Below are 17,130 nucleotides of genomic sequence, written 5' to 3'. Positions count from 1 at the left end.
CGGTCGCGGGCCGACCGGCCGGCGCGCGCGCGTCGTCGTGCAGCGCCGCGCCGAGCAGGCGGTCGAACGCGCCCCCGGCGGGCGCGTCGTCGCGCGCGGCGGGCCGGGACGGCGGGGCGGACCGGGCGCTCGCGGGCAGGACGCTCGTCATCGACCGGCCTTCCCGAGGATCGTGGAGACGTAGTGCTGCGTCTCGCCGTAGGGCGGGACGCCGCCGTACCGCTGGACGGCGCCGGGGCCGGCGTTGTACGCGGCGAGCGCCTTCGCGTAGTCGCCGCCGAACGCGTCGAGCTGCTGGCGCAGGTAGCGCGCGCCGCCGTCGATCGCCTGCGCCGGGTCGGTCGGATCGGTGACGCCGAGCGACGCCGCGGTGCCGGGCATGAGCTGCGTGAGCCCCCGCGCCCCAGCGGGGCTCGTGGCGTTCGGGTCGAACCCGGACTCCTGCCGAACGAGCTCGGTGAGGATCCGCTCGTCGAGGCCGTGGCGCTGCGCGGCCTCCGCGATCATCGGCCCGTACGGCCCCGCGTCGCCGCTCATGCCGTCGCCGGGGGCCGGCGTCGCGGTCGTGCCGGCGGCCTGGAGCGCCGCGGCGAAGCTCGTCCCGGCCTCCGCCGTGGCGGGCGTGCCGAGGTCGATGAGGGCCCGCCCCGGCGCGACGACCTGCTGGAGGCGGGCCTGGAGGCCCTGGAGCTCCGCGATCCGGGCGTCGATCGCCGCGATCGCGCTCACGCCGCGCTCCGCCGGTGGAGGACGAGCGCGATCTCGTCGAGCTGCTCCTGCTCGACCCGCCGCTCGTGCGCCTCGTGGTCGGCGAGGCGTCGTTCGCGCAGGCGGTCGAGCGCTTGTCGATCGCGAGCGGCGTCCGCCAGCAGTGCCCGCCGGGCGAGCGACTCCTGGATCTGGCGCTCGAGCTCGAGCTCCTGCCGGGACGCGTCGTCGGCGGTGCGCAGGAGGAAGACCTCGCCGGCGCGGAGGTCCGCCCCGCTCAGGGCCTGCCCGGGCCGGCGCCGGTGCTGGCCGCGCGCGGCGTGCGCGCGGGCGAGCGCCGCCCGGTGGCGGCGGCGGGCGTCGTCCTCACGACGCAGGGCGTCGGCCAGATCGGCCTTCGCGTCGTCCTCGGCGCGCTGGCGGACGCGACGGACGGGTTCCAGCCGGAAGCGGAAGCTGGCGCTCACGGCCCGGTCGTCGGCCGGGTCCCCGGCCCCGCGCAGCCGCCTGGACGATCCGCCGACCCGCGCCGCCCGGACGGTCCGCGGCCCGCGGACCGCCCTCAGCTGCCGAACCGCTGCAGCAGGGCGGTGACGGCGTCCTTGCCGAGCTGGTTGGCCGCCAGCGGGCTGTCGCCGGTCAGGAGGTTCCCGTCGCGCGTGGTGGCGCCGGTCATCTCGTGGTTGTCGACGATGATCCCGGCGGCCCGCAGGCGCTCGCCGAGCGCCCAGGGCATCGGCCCGGGGAGGTAGCCGATCTCGACGTTGGCGCCGGTGTCCAGGGCGTCCGGGAACGCCACGATCGTCGAGCCCGCGAACGGGTTGGCGTCGCGATCGATCCCGGCCGCCAGGAGCGCGGCGGGCCCGTGGCAGAGGGTGATGATGAGCCGGTCGTGCTCCAGGAACCAGTCGAGCGCGCGCTGGACGTCCCGGCTGGCGGGGATGCCGTTCATCGCGCCGTGGCCGCCGGGGACGAAGACGGCGGCGTAGTCGTCGAGCCCGTCGGCGATGACGCCGGCGAGCGTCCGCGGAGCGCGGAACGCGTCGCGCGTGCCCCGCCACGCGGCCGCGACGGCGTCGTCGTCCCGGGGGAACGCCCACCACTCGAGCTTGCCCGGTCCGCCGCTGACGGTCGCGACGTCGACGCCGTAGCCGGCCTGCGCGATGTGGTGGATCGGCAGCAGGGTCTCGACGGGGTGGTTGCCGGTGGAGAAGAACGTGTCGTTCGCCATCCGCATGTACCGCTCGTCGGTGGCGATCACGAGGACCTTCCACCGGTCTCCGGCGTAGGTCTCGTCCGTGACCAGGCCGTCGAAGTCGGTCTTCGGCGCGGTGTACTGGCTCAGGGAATAGGGCGACGGGAAGAACGCGTCCTCCTCGGCCTCGTCGGGGGTCGGCTGGCGGTCCTCGGTCATGGACGTCCTCGCATCGGTGGCCGGCACGTCCCGGCTACCCGGGACGCGCGCCGCGCTACCGATCCCGTCGCGTCGTCGCCGACGCGGGCGGTCCCGCGGCCGGCCGGGCGCGGCGCCCGACCGGCGGGCCGTGGCGCTAGCGACGGGCCGTCGCGACGGTGTCGCGGGCGGCGTCGACGGCGGAGGCCAGCGAGTCCGCCAGCCGGCCGAGCTGCTCGGCCGTCTCGGCGACCTGCTCCGAGACGCCGGTGAGCTCCTGGGCCGAGCGCGAGACCGTGTCGACGCCGTCGGCGATCTCGCCGAGCGCGCCGGCCGTCTCGTTCACGGCGCCGTCGATCGCGCTGAAGCTCGAGCGGGTCTCCCCCGCCTGGTCGGCGACGGCGGCGACCTGCTCGGTCGTCGACGTCACCGCGGCCGAGACCGCCCCGATCGCCTCGATCGAGTTCTTGTTCAGGGCGGTGATGTCCTGCAGCGCCTCCCGCGTGCGGTCGGCGAGCTTGCGCACCTCGTCCGCGACGACGGCGAAGCCGCGGCCGTGCTCGTTCGCGCGCGCCGCCTCGATCGCGGCGTTCAGCGCCAGGAGGTTCGTCTGGTCGGCGATCTGGCGGATCCCGCCGACGATCTCCGTGATCTCCTCGGACTGGGTGGCCAGCGCGCCGAGCTGGGCGGAGATCTCCTCGACGGAGGAGCGCATGTCGCCGACGGCCTGCTCGGTCCCGGCGACGACGCGGTTGCCCTGCCGGGCCCGCTCGACGCCGTCGGCCATGAGCTCGTTCGCGCCGCCCGCCTTCTCCGCGATCTCGGCCGAGATGCCCGAGAGCTCCGACGCCGAGGCGTGCGACTCCTGCGCCGCGGCGGCGAGCATCTCGGAGACCGTCGAGATCTCCTGCTGCTGCTGGGCGAGCTGCTCGGTCTGGGCCTCGAGCTGCTCCACGAGCTCGACGGTCTTGTCGCGCTCGTCGATGAAGACCTGGGTCACGAGCGCGATGTCGGCGCTCACGACCTTCCGGTAGGCCAGGACGGTCTGGAGCATCCGCTCGGGATCGGCGACGCGCCGCATGATCCACGGCAGGACGACCCGGTCGATCCGCAGGACCGCGCCGATGAACGACATGATCGGCAGGTCGATCCGGTCGTGGACGACGCCGATCCGCAGCACGCTCTGGAGCCGCTCGTCGTCGTAGCGGCCGCAGAAGATCGACGCGAAGTACCGCACGAGCGTGTCGCCGAGCCGGTCGATCGACGAGTTGCGCTCGATGATCGCGCGCAGCTCGGGCTGCGTGAGCACGTGGTCGTAGAACGACGTCTTCACCGCGTCGCCGACCTCGCGCACGTCCCCGACGGACGCCAGGAGCTCGAGATCGCGCTCGTTCAGCAGGACGAACGCGAGCAGGTCGGTCCAGCGCCGCTCGCCGACGCGCAGCGGCGCGCCGCGCGTGTCGGGATCCAGCGGCGCGAGCGCGACGGCGGAGGTGCCGGTCGTGCCGTCGAGGTTCTGGTGCATGTGGGGCCTTCCGCCGGAACGGTGGTCGCCGGCGGGATCCCGCCGGCGCGGACGCCCCGGTCGATCGGCAGGGCGACCGGCGACTTGACGGCCGTCCAGGTCCCGTCCGCCCCCGGCGGCCCCGCTGCAGGAACCGCCGGCCCGGGTCTCCTAGCCTTGCGGGTGATGATCTTCTACGAGCCCGACGCGCGCGACCGCGCGCTGCTGCCCCACGACCCGTTCAAGGCGCTCGTGGCCCCGCGGCCGATCGGGTGGGTCTCCACGCGCGACGCGGCCGGCCGGGTGAACCTCGCCCCGTACAGCTTCTTCAACGCCGTCGCCGACCGTCCGCCGATGCTCCTGTTCAGCAGCGCCGGGATGAAGGACTCGGCGAGCTTCGCGATCGAGACGGGCGAGTTCGTCTGGAACCTGCCGACGTTCGCGCTGCGCGAGGCGATGAACGCGAGCTCCGCGCCGCTGCCGCGCGGCACCTCGGAGTTCGAGCACGCGGGCCTGACGCTCGCCGACTCCCGGCACGTCGCCGCGCCCCGGGTCGCCGAGGCGCCCGTCGCGATGGAGTGTCGCGTCACCCAGGTGCTCGAGCTGCGCGACGTCGAGGGAACGGACATCGACCGCCACGTGATCATCGGCCAGGTCGTCGGGGTCCACCTCGACGAGCGGTTCGTGCTGCCCGACGGGCGCGTGGACACCGCCGCGCTGCAGCCGATCGCCCGTTGCGGCTACCTCGACGAGTACGCGGTCACCGACGAGCTCTTCGCGCTCCGGCGGCCGACCGGCGGCTGAGCCCCGTCGCGCGGGCGCGATCGCCCCGACGCCCGGTCGACTGCCCTCAGGCCGCGGCGGGCTCGGCCGGCGCTTGCGCGGCGTCGAGCTCGAGCGCGCGGTCGCCGAGGGCCCGCAGCGCCTCGACCGCCTCGGCGACCGACGACGGCTCGTCCGGCGCCTGGCGCAGGAACGCTTCGACGGGCTCGCGCAGCGCGATCGCCGTGTCGGTCCGCGGGTCCGAGCCGGGCTGGTAGGCGCCGATCGCGATGAGGTCGGCCCGGTCGCGGTGGTCGGCCAGCAGGCCCCGCACGCGCGTGGCGGCCGCCCGCTCGTCGGCGCCGGTGAGGTCGCCCACGAGCCGGGACACGCTCTGCAGGACGTCGATCGCGGGGTAGTGGCCGCGGTGGGCCATGTCGCGCGTCAGCACGACGTGCCCGTCGAGGATCGAGCGGACCGCGTCCGCGATCGGCTCGTTCATGTCGTCGCCGTCGACGAGCACCGTGTAGAGCCCGGTGATCGACCCGCGCGGCGAGGTCCCAGCGCGCTCGAGCAGGCGCGGCAGCTGCGCGAAGACGCTCGGCGTGTAGCCGCGGGTGGCGGGCGGCTCGCCGATCGCCAGGCCGACCTCGCGCTGGGCCGTCGCGAAGCGGGTGACGGAGTCCATCATGAGGACGACGTCCTGGCCCTGGTCGCGGAAGTGCTCGGCGATCGCGGTCGCCGTGTAGGCGGCCCGGATGCGCACGAGCGCCGGCTGGTCGGAGGTCGCGCAGACGACGACGGAGCGCTCGAGCGCCGAGCCGAGGTCCCGCTCGACGAACTCGCGCAGCTCGCGGCCGCGCTCGCCGACGAGGGCGATGACGTTCACGTCGGCGGTCGTCGAGCGGGCGATCATCCCCAGCAGCGACGACTTGCCGACGCCGGAGCCGGCGAAGATCCCCAAGCGCTGCCCGCGTCCGCACGGCACGAGCGCGTCGAGCGCGCGCACGCCGAGGCCGATCCGCTCGGTGATCCGCGGGCGGCTCAGCGGGTCGGGCGGCGGGGCGACCGTCGAGCGCAGCGGCCCGTCGGGCTCCTCCAGCCCGTCGATCGGGCGGCCGAGGCCGTCGAGCACGCGGCCGAGCAGCTCCTCCCCCACCGCCAGCCGGAACGGGTGCCCGCTCGCGGTCACGGTCGTTCCCGGTCCGATGCCGGTGAGCTCGCCGAGGGGCATGAGCAGCGTCCGGCCGGCGCGGAAGCCGACGACCTCCGCCGGGACGGGCTCCAGGCCGGTCCCGCGGCGCGCCGGATGGACGTGGCAGAGCTCGCCGACCTCGGCCCGCAGGCCCGTCGCCTCGACGACGAGCCCGATCACGTCGGCCACGAGGCCGTTCTGGCGGCCGAGGTCGGCGCTCTTCACCGCCTGCAGGTAGTGCCCGAGCCCTCCCGGGCCGTCGGTGGCGTCGGGCTCGGCGAGGACCTCGTGGCTCAGCGGCGGGATCATCGGCGGGCCGTCTCCCGCAGGAGCTGGCGCGCGCGGTCGAGCTTCGCCTCGATCCGCACGTCGACCTCGCCGGCGGCGGTGCGCACGAGCGCGCCGCCGCGGCCGACGCGGCGCTCGCCGAGCAGCTCGCAGCGCTCGATCCCGCCGAGCTCGTCGCGCAGGCCCTCGAGCCCGTCGCGCAGCGCCGGCAGGTCGTCCGGGTGCACGAGGATCGTGATCTGCGACCGGTCCACGAGGCCGCGCAGGCCCCCGCGGACGACGTCGAGGACCCGCTCGGGATCGGCCTCGATCGCTCCGACGACGATCTTCTCGGCGAGCTGCAGGGCGAGCTCCACCGCGTCGCGCTCGAGGCGCTCGGCCAGCTCGCCCGCCGCGCCCCGCGCCTCCTGGACCGCCTCGGCGAGCGCGCAGGCGGAGGGCTCGAGCGTCGCCGCCGTCTCCGCCCGCGCCTGCGCCAGGCCCTCGGCCCGGCCCGCGGCGCGCGCCTGCTCGCGGATCGCGTCGGCCTCGGCGCGGGCGTCGGCGATCGCCCGCGAGAGCTCGCCGACGGTCGGCGGGCGCTCGGCGGGCTGCAGGGTCGGGAACGCGAACGCGTGCGCCGCGCGCTCCGGCTCGACGTCGGGCAGCGCCGCGACGTCGTGGTCGATCAGCGGTCCGTGCACGTCACACCATGTCGTCGCCGTTGCCACGCCCGATGACGAGCGTGCCGGCCTCCTCGAGCCGTCGCACGACGGCGACGATCCGGCCCTGGGCCTCCTCCACCACGCGCTTGAGCTGCGGCGGCTGGAACTCCATCTCGTCGCGGAGCATCTCCGCGGCGCGCTGGGAGAGGTTCGCGAGGATCCGGTCCTGGACCTGGGCGTCGACGCCGCGCAGCGCGAGCGCGAGGTCGCGCTGCTCCACGTCGCGCAGGACGAGCTGGATCGAGCGGTCGTCGAGCCCGGCGACGTCCTCGAAGACGAAGAGCTTGCGGCGCACCTCCTCGGCGAGCTCGGGGTCGCTCTCCGCCAGCGCGTCGAGGACGTTGCGCTCGGTGCCGCGGTCGGTGTTGTTCAGGATCTGCGCGAGCGTGTCGACGCCGCCGGCCGCCTGGTAGTCCTGCTCGATCACCGAGGCGACCTTGTTGCGCACGACCGCCTCGATCCGCTTGACGACCTCGGGGTTCGTCTCGCTCATCGTGCCGACGCGCAGCGCGATGTCGGCCTGCTCGGCGGGCTCCATCCCGGCGAGGACCTGCGAGGCCAGCCGGGTGGAGAGGTTCGCGATCACGAGCGCGCGCGTCTGCGGCGACTCCGCCCGCAGGAACGCGGCGACCTGCTCGGGCGGCGTGCGGCGCAGGAACTCGAACGGCCGCATCTCGATCACGGACGCGAGGCGCCCGATGATCTCCTCGGCGCGGTCGGCGCCGAGCGAGCGCTCGAGCACCTCGCGGGCGAACTCGACGCCGCCCTCGGCGAAGGACTGCAGCGCCACCGTCATCGCGGCGGCCTCCTCGAAGACGCCTTCGATGTGGTCGGGCTGGACCTGCCCGAGCTTCGCCATCTCGAGCGTCAGCGCCTCGATCTCCTCGTCGCGCAGGTGCTTGAAGACCTGCGCGGCGCGGTCGGTCCCCAGCGAGACGAGGAGGATCGCGGCCTTGCGCCGGCCGGAGATCCCGAGCGGCACGAGCGGCCGGCCGGACGGGGTGGTCGGCGTGGCCTCGAGCGCGAACGGATCCGGGTCGACGACCTCGAAGCCGTCCTCGGTGAAGGGCTCGACGGCCATCAGTCCTCACCCATCCAGTGGCGGACCTGGTGGGCGACCTTCTCGGGCTCGCGCTCGGCGAGCTCCTCGATCTGGCGCCGCGCGACCGGGGCCTGGTACTCGCCCAGCGGCGGGACGCCGACGGGCGCGAGCTGCGCGGTCGGCTGCTCGGCGTGCAGCGCGCGGATCGAGCGCGGCGGCTCGAGCTCGTCGAGCCACGCGGCGCTCGCCAGCGGCTCGCCCTCCCGCCGGCGCAGGTGACGGCCGACGAGCACGAGGAAGACGATCGTCGCGAGCCCCAGCAGCGCCCACTTGACGGCCGCGAGGATCCCGCCGGGCACCATCGGCCCGGCGGCCGGCGCCGGTGGAGCGGCGAACGGCACGCGGGTGACGGTCAGCTGGTCGCCGCGCTGGCGGTCGATGCCCGCCGCGGCGGCCACCGCGCTCTGGATCGCGGGGATCTGCGCCTGCGGCACCTTGTCGGAGACCATCACCGCGACGCTCTGCTTCTGCACGCCGCCGGCGGCGATCTCGCGCTTCTCGACGGTCTTGTCGTTGCCCAGCTCGCGGTCGGTCGTCTCGTTCGAGTACCGGGAGTTGCCGCCGCCTCCGGCCCCGCCGGCCGCGTAGCCGGGAACGGTCGACGCGGAGTTGCTGGCGCCACCGGCACCGCCGGTCCCGCGCATCTCCTCGTTCGACGTCTTCTCCTTCAGCGGCACCGAGCGGCGCCCGTAGCGCAGCTGCTCCTGCGTGGCCTTGTCCGCGTCGATGTCGGCGCTCACGCGGACGCGGGCCTTGTCCGGTCCGACGGTCTGCGCGAGGAGCGTCGTGAGGCTCGTCTCCATCGTGCGCTGGTACTTCTGCGCCGCGCTCTGCTTCGCGAGCGTGGCGCCGCCGGTCCCGCCGGAGGCGTCGCCCGCGGCGCCGCTGGGCCACAGCAGCTGACCGGCCGCATCGGTGATCGTGACGTTCTGCGGGCGCAGCGACTTGACGCTCGAGGCGACGAGCCGGGCGATCCCCTGCACCGCCGACGGATCGATGTCCGCCGCGCCGAGGAGGACCGCGGCGCTCGGCTGCGGGGCGTCCTCGGTGAAGAGCGCGTCGTTGTCGTCGGGCAGCACGAGCTGCACGGACGCCGAGCCGACGCCCTGGATCTGGCGGATCGTGTTCGCGAGCTCGCCCTCCATCGCGCGCTGGTAGGTCACGCGCTGCTGCATCTGGCTCGTGCCCATGCTCTGCTCGTCGAAGAGCTCGAAGCCGGGCTGGATCTTGCCGCCGGAGACCCCGCCGACCTCGGCGAGGGCGATCCGCGCGTTCGCGACGTCGGCCTTCTGGACGGCGAGGGCCGTGCCGTTGTTCTGCAGCTCGTAGCCGACGCCCTTCTCGTCCAGCGCGGCGGTCATCTTGCCGGTCTGCGCCGGGTCCAGGGCGGTGACGATCGTCGTGTAGCTCGGCTTCGTGGCGAGCGAGAACATGATGTAGAGGACCACCAGCACGCCGACGGCGGCACCGCCGACGGCGATCCTCCCGCGGGTCGAGAGGTTGGCCAGGAGCTTCGGGAGCGGCATCGGCGCTCCTCAGGGGCGCGTCGTGCTCCGCGCCGCGACGGTGGTGGTCGCGCGGGCGGAGGACGGGCCGGGGATGACGGTCGGGGACATCAGATCTGGGTGTGGAGGACGGTGGTGAGCGCCTCGACGCCCTTCGTGCGCAGGGTGCTGGCCATCTGCATCGCGAGCTTCGCCTTCTCGGCCGCCATGACGACCGACTCGACGTTCTCGGCGGTGCCGGAGGCGAGCGCGGCGGCGCCGTCGGCGGCCGCCTGCTGCGTGCGCTCCAGGCCGCCGATGGCGTTGCTCAGGACGTTGCCGAACGCCGACGCGCCGGCGGGGTCGACGAGCTGGCCGCCGTCGAGCTCGACGGGCGGGGTCGAGATCGGCTGGATCGTCGACTCGGCGCCGAGGACCATGCTCGGATCGATCGGTGGGATCGTCATCGCAGCAGGTCGAGGGTGCGGGTGAACATCTGCTTCGTCGCCTGCATCGCGGTGACGTTCGCCTCGTAGGCGCGGGACGAGGAGATGAGGTCGACCATCTCGGTGACGGTGTCGACGGCGGGCATCTCGACGTAGCCGTCGGCGTTCGCGTCGGGGTGGCCGGGGTCGTAGACCAGGCGCGGCGGCGCCGGGTGCTCGACGACCCCGGCCACCTCGACGCCGCCGGCCGCTCCGGCGCCCCCCGGCGCCGCGGCGGTCCGCATCGCCCCGTCGAGCGCTCCGCGGAAGGCCGTCCCCCCGGAGGCCTCCTCGAGCACGACGGTCTTGCGACGGTACGGTCCGCCCTCGGCGGTCCGGGTGGTCTGGGCGTTGGCGAGGTTCTCCGCCGTCACGTCCATCTGGAGGCGGTTCGCGGTCAGCGCCGAGGCGCTGACGTCGATCGCGCCGAAGAGGCTCATGCGCCGCTCCCGATCGCGGTGGTGAGGATGTCGATCCGGCTGCGGGCGACGCTCACGAGCGCCTGCTGGTCGAGCGCGTTCTTCGCCAGCTCGGCGGACTCGCGCTCGAGGTCGATCCCGTTGCCGTCGGCCGACTGCGCCCCGCGCTCGACCGCGGGCGTGAAGGCGGCCGAGGTCTCCCCCGTCGCCATCGCGCTGCGCAGCTGCGCGTGGAAGTCGACGTCCTGGCGCTGGTAGCCGGGCGTGTTGACGTTGGCCAGGTTCGCCGTCAGCAGCTGCTGACGCATGGCGGCGCCCTGGATGGCGCTGTTCAGCGCCTGCTGGGTCGGGTCGATGAGGCTCACGGCAGGGGTGGTCGTCGTCCGATCCATCCGTGGATCGTGGCCACGTCCCGTCCGTGGGACGCCCTCGTCATCGGCCGTCCGCGATCGCCCTTGACCGGCCCCGGCCATCCGTCCAGGAGCGTCCTTCGGGACGGCCCACCGGTGCGTGTCGGCGTGCGCTCACCGAGCGCACCGGCCCGACACGCGATCGCGGCGACGACGGACGTCGCCCCCGGCGGCGACGCGACGGTCGGACCCGGTCCGACGCGCGCTCGACCGGCGCCGGCCGCGTGGAGCGCGCGCTCCGCGGGTCAGATCACGTGATCGACGCCGCCGACGGCCCCGACCGGCCCGCCGTAGGCGGCAGCGGTGCGCCGGCCGGTCTGCACCGCCTCGCGCCGGCCGTCGAGCCGGGTGCGCTCGTCCAGCAGCCGCCGGCCGAGGGCGTCGCAGAGCGCCGCGGCACGTCGCAGCGCCGGGCGGGCGGCGTCCGGCGGCACCCCGGGCAGCGCCGAGACGATCTCCACCCAGCGGCCCTGGAGCCGCTCGACCTCGTCGAGCCGGCCGGCCTCGGCGGCGGCGAGCTGGCGGCCGACGAGCTCGACGAGCTCGTCGTAGGCGGCCAGGCGCGCGTCGCCGTCGGCGGGCAGCGGCGCGCGCTCGCGCGGCTCCGGCACGGTGAACCGCGCGGGGTCAGGTCCCGATCGCGGCATACGCCTGGCGCAGCTCGGCGGCCTGCCGGACGATGTCCAGCACCTTCGCCGGATCGCGCTCGATCCGGGCGGCGTCGAGGTGGCGACGCCAGAAGAGGTAGATCGCCTCGAGCCGGGCGGCGATCTCGCCGCCCCGCTCGTGGTCGAGCGTCACCACGAGCTCGCTGATGATCGCCTCGGCCCGCTGCATGCGGGCGGAGGCGGTGGTCGTGTCGCCGGCCTCGAGGGCTGCGGCGGCCTGGCGCAGGAAGCGACCGATGCCGTCGTACAGGAGCACCACGAGGCCGACCGGCGAGGCGGTCAGGACGGCACCGTCGCGGTAGGCGTTGGGGGCGGCGTACGTGCTCACGCCCCCGTGATCGGTCGCGCTCCCGCCGGCTGAAGCCCTCGTCGGTCGTCCATCGGTCGACCGTCGACCGGCCGACGCCCGCGCCGGCACGTCGATCCGCGCGCCGCGCGGACGACGAGCCCCTGGTGCGTCGCGTGAGCCCCGGCCCCCGGGGCCCACGCGACGCACCAGCGGTCAGATCCGTCCCCGCGCCGCTCGGAGAAGATCGTCGATGTCGCGGCACACGTCCGTCGGTCGGAAGCGCACGTCCTGCCAGGCGAACCGCGCCGTGCGGATCCCCGCCTTCAGCAGCTCCCGATCACGGCGACGGTCGGCCTCGAACGCGCGAGCGCGTGCGTGGGTGGAGCGCCCGTCGAGCTCGACCGCGAGCCGGTGCTCGGCGAACCACAGATCCGGGACGACGCGCCGACCGTCGGCGAGCGTCAGGGGCGCATTGACGCGGAACCCGTCGACGCCGGCCCGGCGGAGGACGCGGGTCGTGAAGCGCTCCAGCAGGCTCCGGTACTCCTCCCCGCTGATCGTCAGGAAGGGCTCCCACGCGCGTCGGAGCTTCGGCACGCCAGGCCACCGCTGCCGCGCCACGAGCTCCTGCAGGAGCGGCACGTCGAGGAGCCCGATGCGCTCCAGTCCGTCGAGGTGGTCCTGGAGCCCTGCGACCGGGACGACTGCTGCCAGATCGACGAGTGCGCGCGGCCAGCGGCAGGCGACGAGTCCGTGGCGGTCCCGGCGGAGATCGGCCTCCGGGAGCCGCCGCGTCCGGCGGACGGCCGCCCCGGACAACCGCAGGGGTCCTCCGACGACGAGGACCTGCGGGACGGCCGGCCACGGTGCCGCTCCCACGAGGGCCAGCGCCGAGGCCCCGCCCAGCGCCCCTCGCCCGCACGTCGCGAGCACGGCGGCGTGTGCCTCCCCGTACGGCGACAGCTCGGGACGACCCACCGCGTACACCGCCGGGTGTCGGTCGTGCAGCGACCCGCTGCGGCGACGCCGGTCGATCGCCGACGTGGACAGGCCGGCCTCGAGGAGTTGCCGCCGCCCGGCCGCGCCTCCCTGACGCCTCGCGATCGCCAGCGCTCGCTCCCACCCCGTCACCCGACGATCGTCTCGCGGTCCTGCGTGTCCGGACCAGGGCGGACGGGTCAAGACGTCGTGCCGCACCAGTGCCAACGCTGGCGCGGACCACCCGGTGCCGGTCTGGTGCGTCGTGTGAGCCCCGGCCCCCGGGGCTCACACGACGCACCAGGCCACGAACGACGAGCGGACGACCGCGGCGGGCGGGCGGGCCGGTCTACGTGCCCAGCGCGGCGATCTGCGACGACAGCCAGCTCGACTGCGCCTGCCACCCGGACATCGCGGTCTCGAGCCGGCCGAACTGGGCGGTCAGGGCCGCCTCCTTCGCCTCGAGCAGCGAGTCGAGGTCCGCCATCCGGCGGCTGATGTCGGCGAGCGTCGCGTCGGACGCCGAGACGCGGGCGGTCAACGTGCCGCTCGTGCCGGTGAAGCTCTTGATCGTCTCGGCCAGCCCGCTCAGGACGCCGGAGGGGTCGCCGAGGGTGCTGCGCACCGCGGCGGGGTCGGCGGCGAGCGCCGCGCGGAGCTTCGTCTCGTCGAAGGTCAGCTTGCCCTTCACCGCGTCGGCCGAGTACGTCGCCGTCCCGCTCGGCGCGCCGGTGCTGATGCCGAGCGCCTCGAGCGGCAGCGACATGCCCCCGCCCGCGTCGGTGGCGACCAGCGCGTCGCGGATGCCGTTCAGGACGGCGTTCATCGTCGGGTCGGCGGCGAGCACGCCCTTCGTGCCGCCCGGGTCGTTCGCGGTCTGCTTGCGCAGCAGGTCGACCGCGCTGTTGTACGCGTCGACGAACGCCTTGCCGGCCTTCGCGACCGCGTCGGGATCGACGCCGGGCACGCCGACGTTCACCGTCGTGGGCGACGACGTCGTCGCCAGGAGGGTCAGCTGGACGCCGGGGATCGCGTCGGTGAGGACGTTCGACGCGGCGCTGTGCGCCACGCCGTCGACGAGGACGGAGGCGTTCTGGCCGGCCCGCAGCTGCTCGTCGGCCAGCACGCCCGGCGCTGAGGCGCTGAAGCCGCTCGCCGCGCCGGTCTCCCGCGAGGCGAAGACGATCCGGTCCTGGCCCGCGACCGTCGTGCGCGACGCCACGACGTGGAGGCTCGCGTCGCCGTTGATGCGGGTGACGAGGTCGTCGAGCGTCGTACCCGCCCCGACCTGGATCGTGTCGCTCCAGCTGCCGCCGGCGAGCGTGATCGTGCCGTCGGCGGCCGGCGGCGTGAAGGCGTAGGAGGCCTGCGACGCGCGGGCGAGGCTCGTGACCTCGAGCTGGTAGCCGCCGGCGGCCGCGCCGGCGCTGACGGTGGCGGTCGCCTTCGTCGGATCCGCGACGCTCGCCGTCTGGCGGTTGCCGAAGAGCGCGGGGTCGGTCAGCGCCTGCGCCGCCGTGCGGAGGCCGTTGAGGGTCGTGATCGCCGTCTGGACCGCGGTCCTCGCGTTTGTCTCGTTCGTCTGCTGCGTCGTGAGGCGGACCCGCGGCTGCTTCTCGATCGCCATGAGGCTCGTGATGATCGAGTTCGTGTCGAGCCCCGAGGCGAGGCCGCCGATCGACATGCTCGGCACGTCAGGCCTCCCGGTCGACGCGCCCCGGCAGGGCGCCGCCGCGCTGCGGCTCGGCGTCGCCGGCCACGATGTCCATCGCCTCGGTCGGCGGCACGCGCCGCACGACCTGCCCGTCGACGTCGACGAGGTCGATCTTCACCCGCATCGCGTCGCTGGTGTCGTAGCGCAGCTCCAGGCCCTGCTCGCGCAGCTCCTGCAGCCGTGCGAAGCCGGCGTCGATCTGCGCGAGGACCTCCGGCGGCGGGCTGGAGCCGACGCCGTCGAACTGCTCGGCGTCGTCGAGGGCGCGGACCGGCTCCGGTGCGTCGGCGGGCAGGGAGCGGCCGGCGCGCTCGGGCGTCGTCACGATCGAGATGCGGTCGGTGCTGCGAACGTCGCTGATCATGGTCTCCGGGGTCCCGCGGCGCCGGGATGGTCGGGGTCGAACGCCGGACGGTCACGCCGGTGATCGTCCGAACGTCCGCAACCTTGAATGCTCCGTGCTCGGCCGCCCACCCCTCCCGGACGGATGTCGCCGCCGTCGGCCTCCGGTTCTCAGGTTCCGTGTGACGTCGCGCACACGACCGTGCGGCCGACCGGCGCGGAGGCGGCGCTCAGGCCGTCGCCGCCGCGGCGGAGAGCCCGAGCAGCTCCACCGACCGCTCGCGCATGAGGTTCTTCTGGACCTTGCCGGTCACCGTCATCGGGAACGGCTCGCCGCAGACGACGTAGCGCGGCACCTTGAAGTGCGCCAGGCGGTCGGCGCAGAACGCCCGCACCCCGTCGGCGTCCAGCGGCGCGGCGCCCTCGCGGACCTGGATCCACGCGCAGAGCTCCTCCCCGTAGCGCTCGTCGGGCACGCCGACGACCTGCGCGTCGGCGATGTCGGGGTGGGTGTAGAGGAACTCCTCGACCTCCCGCGGGTAGACGTTCTCCCCGCCGCGGATGACCATGTCCTTCGCGCGACCGACGACGTTGAGGTAGCCCTGCTCGTCCATCGTCGCCAGGTCGCCCGTGTGCATCCAGCCGGCCGCGTCGATCGCCTCGGCCGTCTTCTCCGGGTCCTCCCAGTAGCCGCGCATGACGGAGTAGCCGCGGGTGCAGAGCTCGCCGACCTCGCCGCGCGGCACCGTCCGTCCCTCCGGGTCCACGACCTTGACCTCCAGGTGCGGACCGACCCGGCCGATCGTCCCGACGCGCCGCTCGAGCGGGTCGTCGCGCCGGGTCTGCGTCGAGACGGGCGAGGTCTCGGTCATGCCGTAGCAGATGGACACCTCCGCCATGTGCATCTCGTCGACGACGCGGCGCATCACCTCGGTCGGGCACGGCGACCCGGCCATGATCCCCGTCCGCAGGGACGAGAGGTCGTGCGTGGCGAAGCCCGGATCGCCGAGCATCGCGATGAACATCGTCGGCACCCCGTAGAGCGACGTGCAGCGCTCCGCCGCGACCGCCTCCAGCGTCGCCGCAGGCTCGAAGGCGGGGGCCGGCACCACGATGCAGGCCCCGTGGGCGAGCGCGGCGAGGTTGCCCATGACCATGCCGAAGCAGTGGTAGAAGGGCACCGGCACGCAGATCCGGTCCTCGGCCCCGTAGCCGCAGAGCGCCCCGACCGAGAGGCCGTTGTTGAGGATGTTGTGGTGCGTGAGCGTCGCGCCCTTCGGGAAGCCCGTCGTGCCGCTCGTGTACTGGATGTTGATCGGGTCGTCCGGGTCCAGCGACGCGAGGCGCTCGGCGACGGCCGCGGCGTCCACGTCCGTGCCGGCGAGCGCCTCCCACGCCGGGTCGCCGAGGACGATCGCCTCCTCGAGCGCGGGCAGCCCGCCGGCGACCTCGTCCACCATCGCGCGGTAGTCGCTGGTCTTGAAGCGCGCCGCCGAGAGCAGCAGCCGGACGCCCGACTGCCGCAGCGCGTAGGCCAGCTCGTGGGTCCGGTACGCCGGGTTGACGTTCACGAGGATCGCGCCGACCGTCGCCGTGGCGTACTGCGCCAGCACCCACTCGGCGCCGTTCGGCGCCCAGATCCCGACCCGATCGCCGGCGGCGATCCCGCGTCGCAGCAGCCCGGAGGCGAGGCGGGCGACGCGCGCCTCCAGCTCGGCGTACGTCCACCGCACGGACTGGTGGCGCACGACGAGCGCCTCGCGGTCGGGGTGCTCCGCGGCGATCCGCCGCAGGCACGCGCCGATCGTCTCGCCGAGCAGCGGGGTGCTGGACGGGCCGTTGGCGTACGAGGCGCGGGCGGGCATGGCCGACGGTACCGCGCCCGGCCGCCGCGCCTCAAGGGTCCCGGCGCGCGGCCGATCACCGCGACGATGGACCGTGGACTCTCGATCGCGGCGGCCGGCATGGTCGCCGAGCAGGCACGCCAGGACCAGCTCTCCGGGGACCTCGCCAACGCGGCGACGCCGGGGTACAAGCGGGACCGGACGACGCAGACGAGCTTCGGCGAGGTCCTGCTGAGCAACACCCGCGACGGCCGGGCGGTCGGCACCGTCGGCTTCGGCCCGTACGCCGACGCGACGACGACCGACCTGCGCCCGCAGGCCTCGCGCACGACCGACGAGCCGCTCGACTTCGCGATCCAGGGCGAGGGCTTCTTCCGGGTCCGCACCCCCGACGGCGTGCGCTACACGCGCAACGGCCAGTTCACGAGCTCGGCCGCCGGCCTGCTCGTGGACCGGGCGGGCAACGCCGTGCTCGGGGCGGACGGCGGCACGATCCGCGTGGGGGCCGACGGGCGCGTGGCGCCCGGGTCGGTGGGCGTCGTCGAGCTGCGCGACGCGCGCAAGGTCGGCGAGGGCTTCTTCACCGGCACCCCGGCCGGTGCGGCGGCGGGCACGGTCCGCTCCGGCGAGCTCGAGGGCTCGGGCGTGGACCCGACCCGCGCGATGGTCGAGATGATCGCGTCGCTGCGCTCGTTCGAGGCCGGGCAGCGGTCGATCACGACGATCGACGGCACCCTCGGGCGGGCCGCCAGCCAGGTCGCCAACCCGACCGGCAACGCGTAGCCCCGTCCCTCGGCCGATCGTCCGGACGCGGCTCAAGTCCCCCTGGACGACGCCGACT

The 17,130-nt window shown here is 74.8% G+C and carries 19 protein-coding genes; 2 read left to right on the top strand and 17 right to left on the bottom strand.

Translation table 11 applies throughout. From position 1 onward, the window contains the following. Nucleotides 1-147: 147 nt before the first annotated feature. The 4 genes from SK069_RS16610 to SK069_RS16595 all read right to left on the bottom strand — a co-directional run bounded on the left by SK069_RS16610 (nucleotide 148) and on the right by SK069_RS16595 (nucleotide 3,626). On the bottom strand, nucleotides 148-729 hold the full coding sequence (locus SK069_RS16610; RefSeq protein WP_319955369.1) for a lytic transglycosylase domain-containing protein: 582 nt from the start codon (nucleotides 727-729) through the stop codon (nucleotides 148-150). Beyond that, on the bottom strand, nucleotides 726-1,175 hold the full coding sequence (gene fliJ / locus SK069_RS16605) for a flagellar export protein FliJ (RefSeq protein WP_319955368.1): 450 nt from the start codon (nucleotides 1,173-1,175) through the stop codon (nucleotides 726-728). The genes SK069_RS16610 and fliJ overlap by 4 nt, the downstream gene beginning before the upstream one ends. Before the next feature lie 95 nt (nucleotides 1,176-1,270). Next, on the bottom strand, nucleotides 1,271-2,122 hold the full coding sequence (gene hchA / locus SK069_RS16600; protein ID WP_319955367.1) for a glyoxalase III HchA: 852 nt from the start codon (nucleotides 2,120-2,122) through the stop codon (nucleotides 1,271-1,273). Between the two features lie 136 nt (nucleotides 2,123-2,258). After that, nucleotides 2,259-3,626, bottom strand: coding sequence for a globin-coupled sensor protein (locus SK069_RS16595; RefSeq protein WP_319955366.1), 1,368 nt, complete (start codon nucleotides 3,624-3,626; stop codon nucleotides 2,259-2,261). Between the two features lie 168 nt (nucleotides 3,627-3,794). Between SK069_RS16595 and SK069_RS16590 the strand changes: the two genes are divergently transcribed. Beyond that, complete coding sequence (locus SK069_RS16590) at nucleotides 3,795-4,409, top strand: flavin reductase family protein (RefSeq protein WP_406628308.1); 615 nt, start codon at nucleotides 3,795-3,797, stop codon at nucleotides 4,407-4,409. A gap of 46 nt (nucleotides 4,410-4,455) precedes the next feature. Here SK069_RS16590 and SK069_RS16585 read toward each other — a convergent pair whose 3' ends face one another. The 13 genes from SK069_RS16585 to SK069_RS16525 form a co-directional block, all read right to left on the bottom strand. Then, on the bottom strand, nucleotides 4,456-5,871 hold the full coding sequence (locus tag SK069_RS16585; protein ID WP_319955364.1) for a FliI/YscN family ATPase: 1,416 nt from the start codon (nucleotides 5,869-5,871) through the stop codon (nucleotides 4,456-4,458). After that, entirely contained in the window at nucleotides 5,868-6,533 is a 666-nt protein-coding gene (locus SK069_RS16580) for a FliH/SctL family protein (RefSeq protein WP_319955363.1), read from the bottom strand. The genes SK069_RS16585 and SK069_RS16580 overlap by 4 nt, the downstream gene beginning before the upstream one ends. Nucleotide 6,534: 1 nt before the next feature. After that, nucleotides 6,535-7,635 carry a flagellar motor switch protein FliG gene (gene fliG / locus SK069_RS16575; protein ID WP_319955362.1) on the bottom strand — a complete coding sequence of 367 codons (1,101 nt, stop codon included), beginning with the start codon at nucleotides 7,633-7,635 and terminating at the stop codon, nucleotides 6,535-6,537. Continuing rightward, nucleotides 7,635-9,182, bottom strand: a complete 1,548-nt coding sequence (fliF, locus tag SK069_RS16570) for a flagellar basal-body MS-ring/collar protein FliF (protein ID WP_319955361.1) — start codon at nucleotides 9,180-9,182, stop codon at nucleotides 7,635-7,637. The genes fliG and fliF overlap by 1 nt, the downstream gene beginning before the upstream one ends. A gap of 89 nt (nucleotides 9,183-9,271) precedes the next feature. Continuing rightward, nucleotides 9,272-9,607, bottom strand: coding sequence for a flagellar hook-basal body complex protein FliE (locus SK069_RS16565; protein WP_319955360.1), 336 nt, complete (start codon nucleotides 9,605-9,607; stop codon nucleotides 9,272-9,274). Further along, on the bottom strand, nucleotides 9,604-10,065 hold the full coding sequence (gene flgC / locus SK069_RS16560; RefSeq protein ID WP_319955359.1) for a flagellar basal body rod protein FlgC: 462 nt from the start codon (nucleotides 10,063-10,065) through the stop codon (nucleotides 9,604-9,606). Before flgC ends, SK069_RS16565 begins: the two co-directional genes overlap by 4 nt. Continuing rightward, the gene (locus SK069_RS16555; protein ID WP_319955358.1) at nucleotides 10,062-10,436 is read right to left on the bottom strand and encodes a flagellar basal body rod protein FlgB; all 375 of its coding nucleotides are present in this window, start codon (nucleotides 10,434-10,436) and stop codon (nucleotides 10,062-10,064) included. Before SK069_RS16555 ends, flgC begins: the two co-directional genes overlap by 4 nt. A 263-nt stretch (nucleotides 10,437-10,699) precedes the next feature. Next, nucleotides 10,700-11,065 (bottom strand): hypothetical protein, encoded by a 366-nt coding sequence (locus SK069_RS16550; RefSeq protein ID WP_319955357.1) that lies wholly within the window; start codon nucleotides 11,063-11,065, stop codon nucleotides 10,700-10,702. 16 nt (nucleotides 11,066-11,081) lie between these two features. After that, nucleotides 11,082-11,450: a flagellar export chaperone FliS gene (gene fliS / locus SK069_RS16545; RefSeq protein WP_319955356.1), complete on the bottom strand. Its 369-nt coding sequence runs from the start codon at nucleotides 11,448-11,450 to the stop codon at nucleotides 11,082-11,084. A gap of 174 nt (nucleotides 11,451-11,624) precedes the next feature. Continuing rightward, nucleotides 11,625-12,389: an endonuclease domain-containing protein gene (locus tag SK069_RS16540; RefSeq protein ID WP_319955355.1), complete on the bottom strand. Its 765-nt coding sequence runs from the start codon at nucleotides 12,387-12,389 to the stop codon at nucleotides 11,625-11,627. Nucleotides 12,390-12,738: 349 nt separating this feature from the next. Next, nucleotides 12,739-14,073, bottom strand: a complete 1,335-nt coding sequence (gene fliD / locus SK069_RS16535; RefSeq protein WP_319955371.1) for a flagellar filament capping protein FliD — start codon at nucleotides 14,071-14,073, stop codon at nucleotides 12,739-12,741. Between the two features lie 10 nt (nucleotides 14,074-14,083). Further along, nucleotides 14,084-14,467 (bottom strand): hypothetical protein, encoded by a 384-nt coding sequence (locus SK069_RS16530; protein ID WP_319955354.1) that lies wholly within the window; start codon nucleotides 14,465-14,467, stop codon nucleotides 14,084-14,086. Nucleotides 14,468-14,675: 208 nt separating this feature from the next. Beyond that, complete coding sequence (locus tag SK069_RS16525; RefSeq protein WP_319955353.1) at nucleotides 14,676-16,310, bottom strand: AMP-binding protein; 1,635 nt, start codon at nucleotides 16,308-16,310, stop codon at nucleotides 14,676-14,678. Nucleotides 16,311-16,376: 66 nt separating this feature from the next. Here SK069_RS16525 and SK069_RS16520 point away from each other — a divergent pair, with 66 nt between their 5' ends. After that, nucleotides 16,377-17,072: a flagellar hook-basal body protein gene (locus SK069_RS16520; protein ID WP_319955352.1), complete on the top strand. Its 696-nt coding sequence runs from the start codon at nucleotides 16,377-16,379 to the stop codon at nucleotides 17,070-17,072. Nucleotides 17,073-17,130: the final 58 nt, after the last annotated feature.

Origin of the sequence: Patulibacter brassicae, assembly GCF_033949425.1 — a bacterium.
Taxonomy (GTDB): domain Bacteria; phylum Actinomycetota; class Thermoleophilia; order Solirubrobacterales; family Solirubrobacteraceae; genus Patulibacter; species Patulibacter brassicae.
This window is presented reverse-complemented; position numbering and strand designations above follow the sequence as displayed.

What these genes read in the sequence shown, in the direction of transcription:
- hchA (WP_319955367.1), bottom strand. Translation starts at nt 2,122, where the DNA reads ATGACCGAGGACCGCCAGCCGACCCCCGACGAGGCCGAGGAGGACGCG.
- SK069_RS16595 (WP_319955366.1), bottom strand. Translation starts at nt 3,626, where the DNA reads ATGCACCAGAACCTCGACGGCACGACCGGCACCTCCGCCGTCGCGCTC.
- SK069_RS16585 (WP_319955364.1), bottom strand. Translation starts at nt 5,871, where the DNA reads ATGATCCCGCCGCTGAGCCACGAGGTCCTCGCCGAGCCCGACGCCACC.
- fliG (WP_319955362.1), bottom strand. Translation starts at nt 7,635, where the DNA reads ATGGCCGTCGAGCCCTTCACCGAGGACGGCTTCGAGGTCGTCGACCCG.
- fliF (WP_319955361.1), bottom strand. Translation starts at nt 9,182, where the DNA reads ATGCCGCTCCCGAAGCTCCTGGCCAACCTCTCGACCCGCGGGAGGATC.
- SK069_RS16565 (WP_319955360.1), bottom strand. Translation starts at nt 9,607, where the DNA reads ATGACGATCCCACCGATCGATCCGAGCATGGTCCTCGGCGCCGAGTCG.
- flgC (WP_319955359.1), bottom strand. Translation starts at nt 10,065, where the DNA reads ATGAGCCTCTTCGGCGCGATCGACGTCAGCGCCTCGGCGCTGACCGCG.
- SK069_RS16555 (WP_319955358.1), bottom strand. Translation starts at nt 10,436, where the DNA reads ATGGATCGGACGACGACCACCCCTGCCGTGAGCCTCATCGACCCGACC.
- fliD (WP_319955371.1), bottom strand. Translation starts at nt 14,073, where the DNA reads ATGTCGATCGGCGGCCTCGCCTCGGGGCTCGACACGAACTCGATCATC.
- SK069_RS16530 (WP_319955354.1), bottom strand. Translation starts at nt 14,467, where the DNA reads ATGATCAGCGACGTTCGCAGCACCGACCGCATCTCGATCGTGACGACG.
- SK069_RS16525 (WP_319955353.1), bottom strand. Translation starts at nt 16,310, where the DNA reads ATGCCCGCCCGCGCCTCGTACGCCAACGGCCCGTCCAGCACCCCGCTG.
- SK069_RS16520 (WP_319955352.1), top strand. Translation starts at nt 16,377, where the DNA reads ATGGACCGTGGACTCTCGATCGCGGCGGCCGGCATGGTCGCCGAGCAG.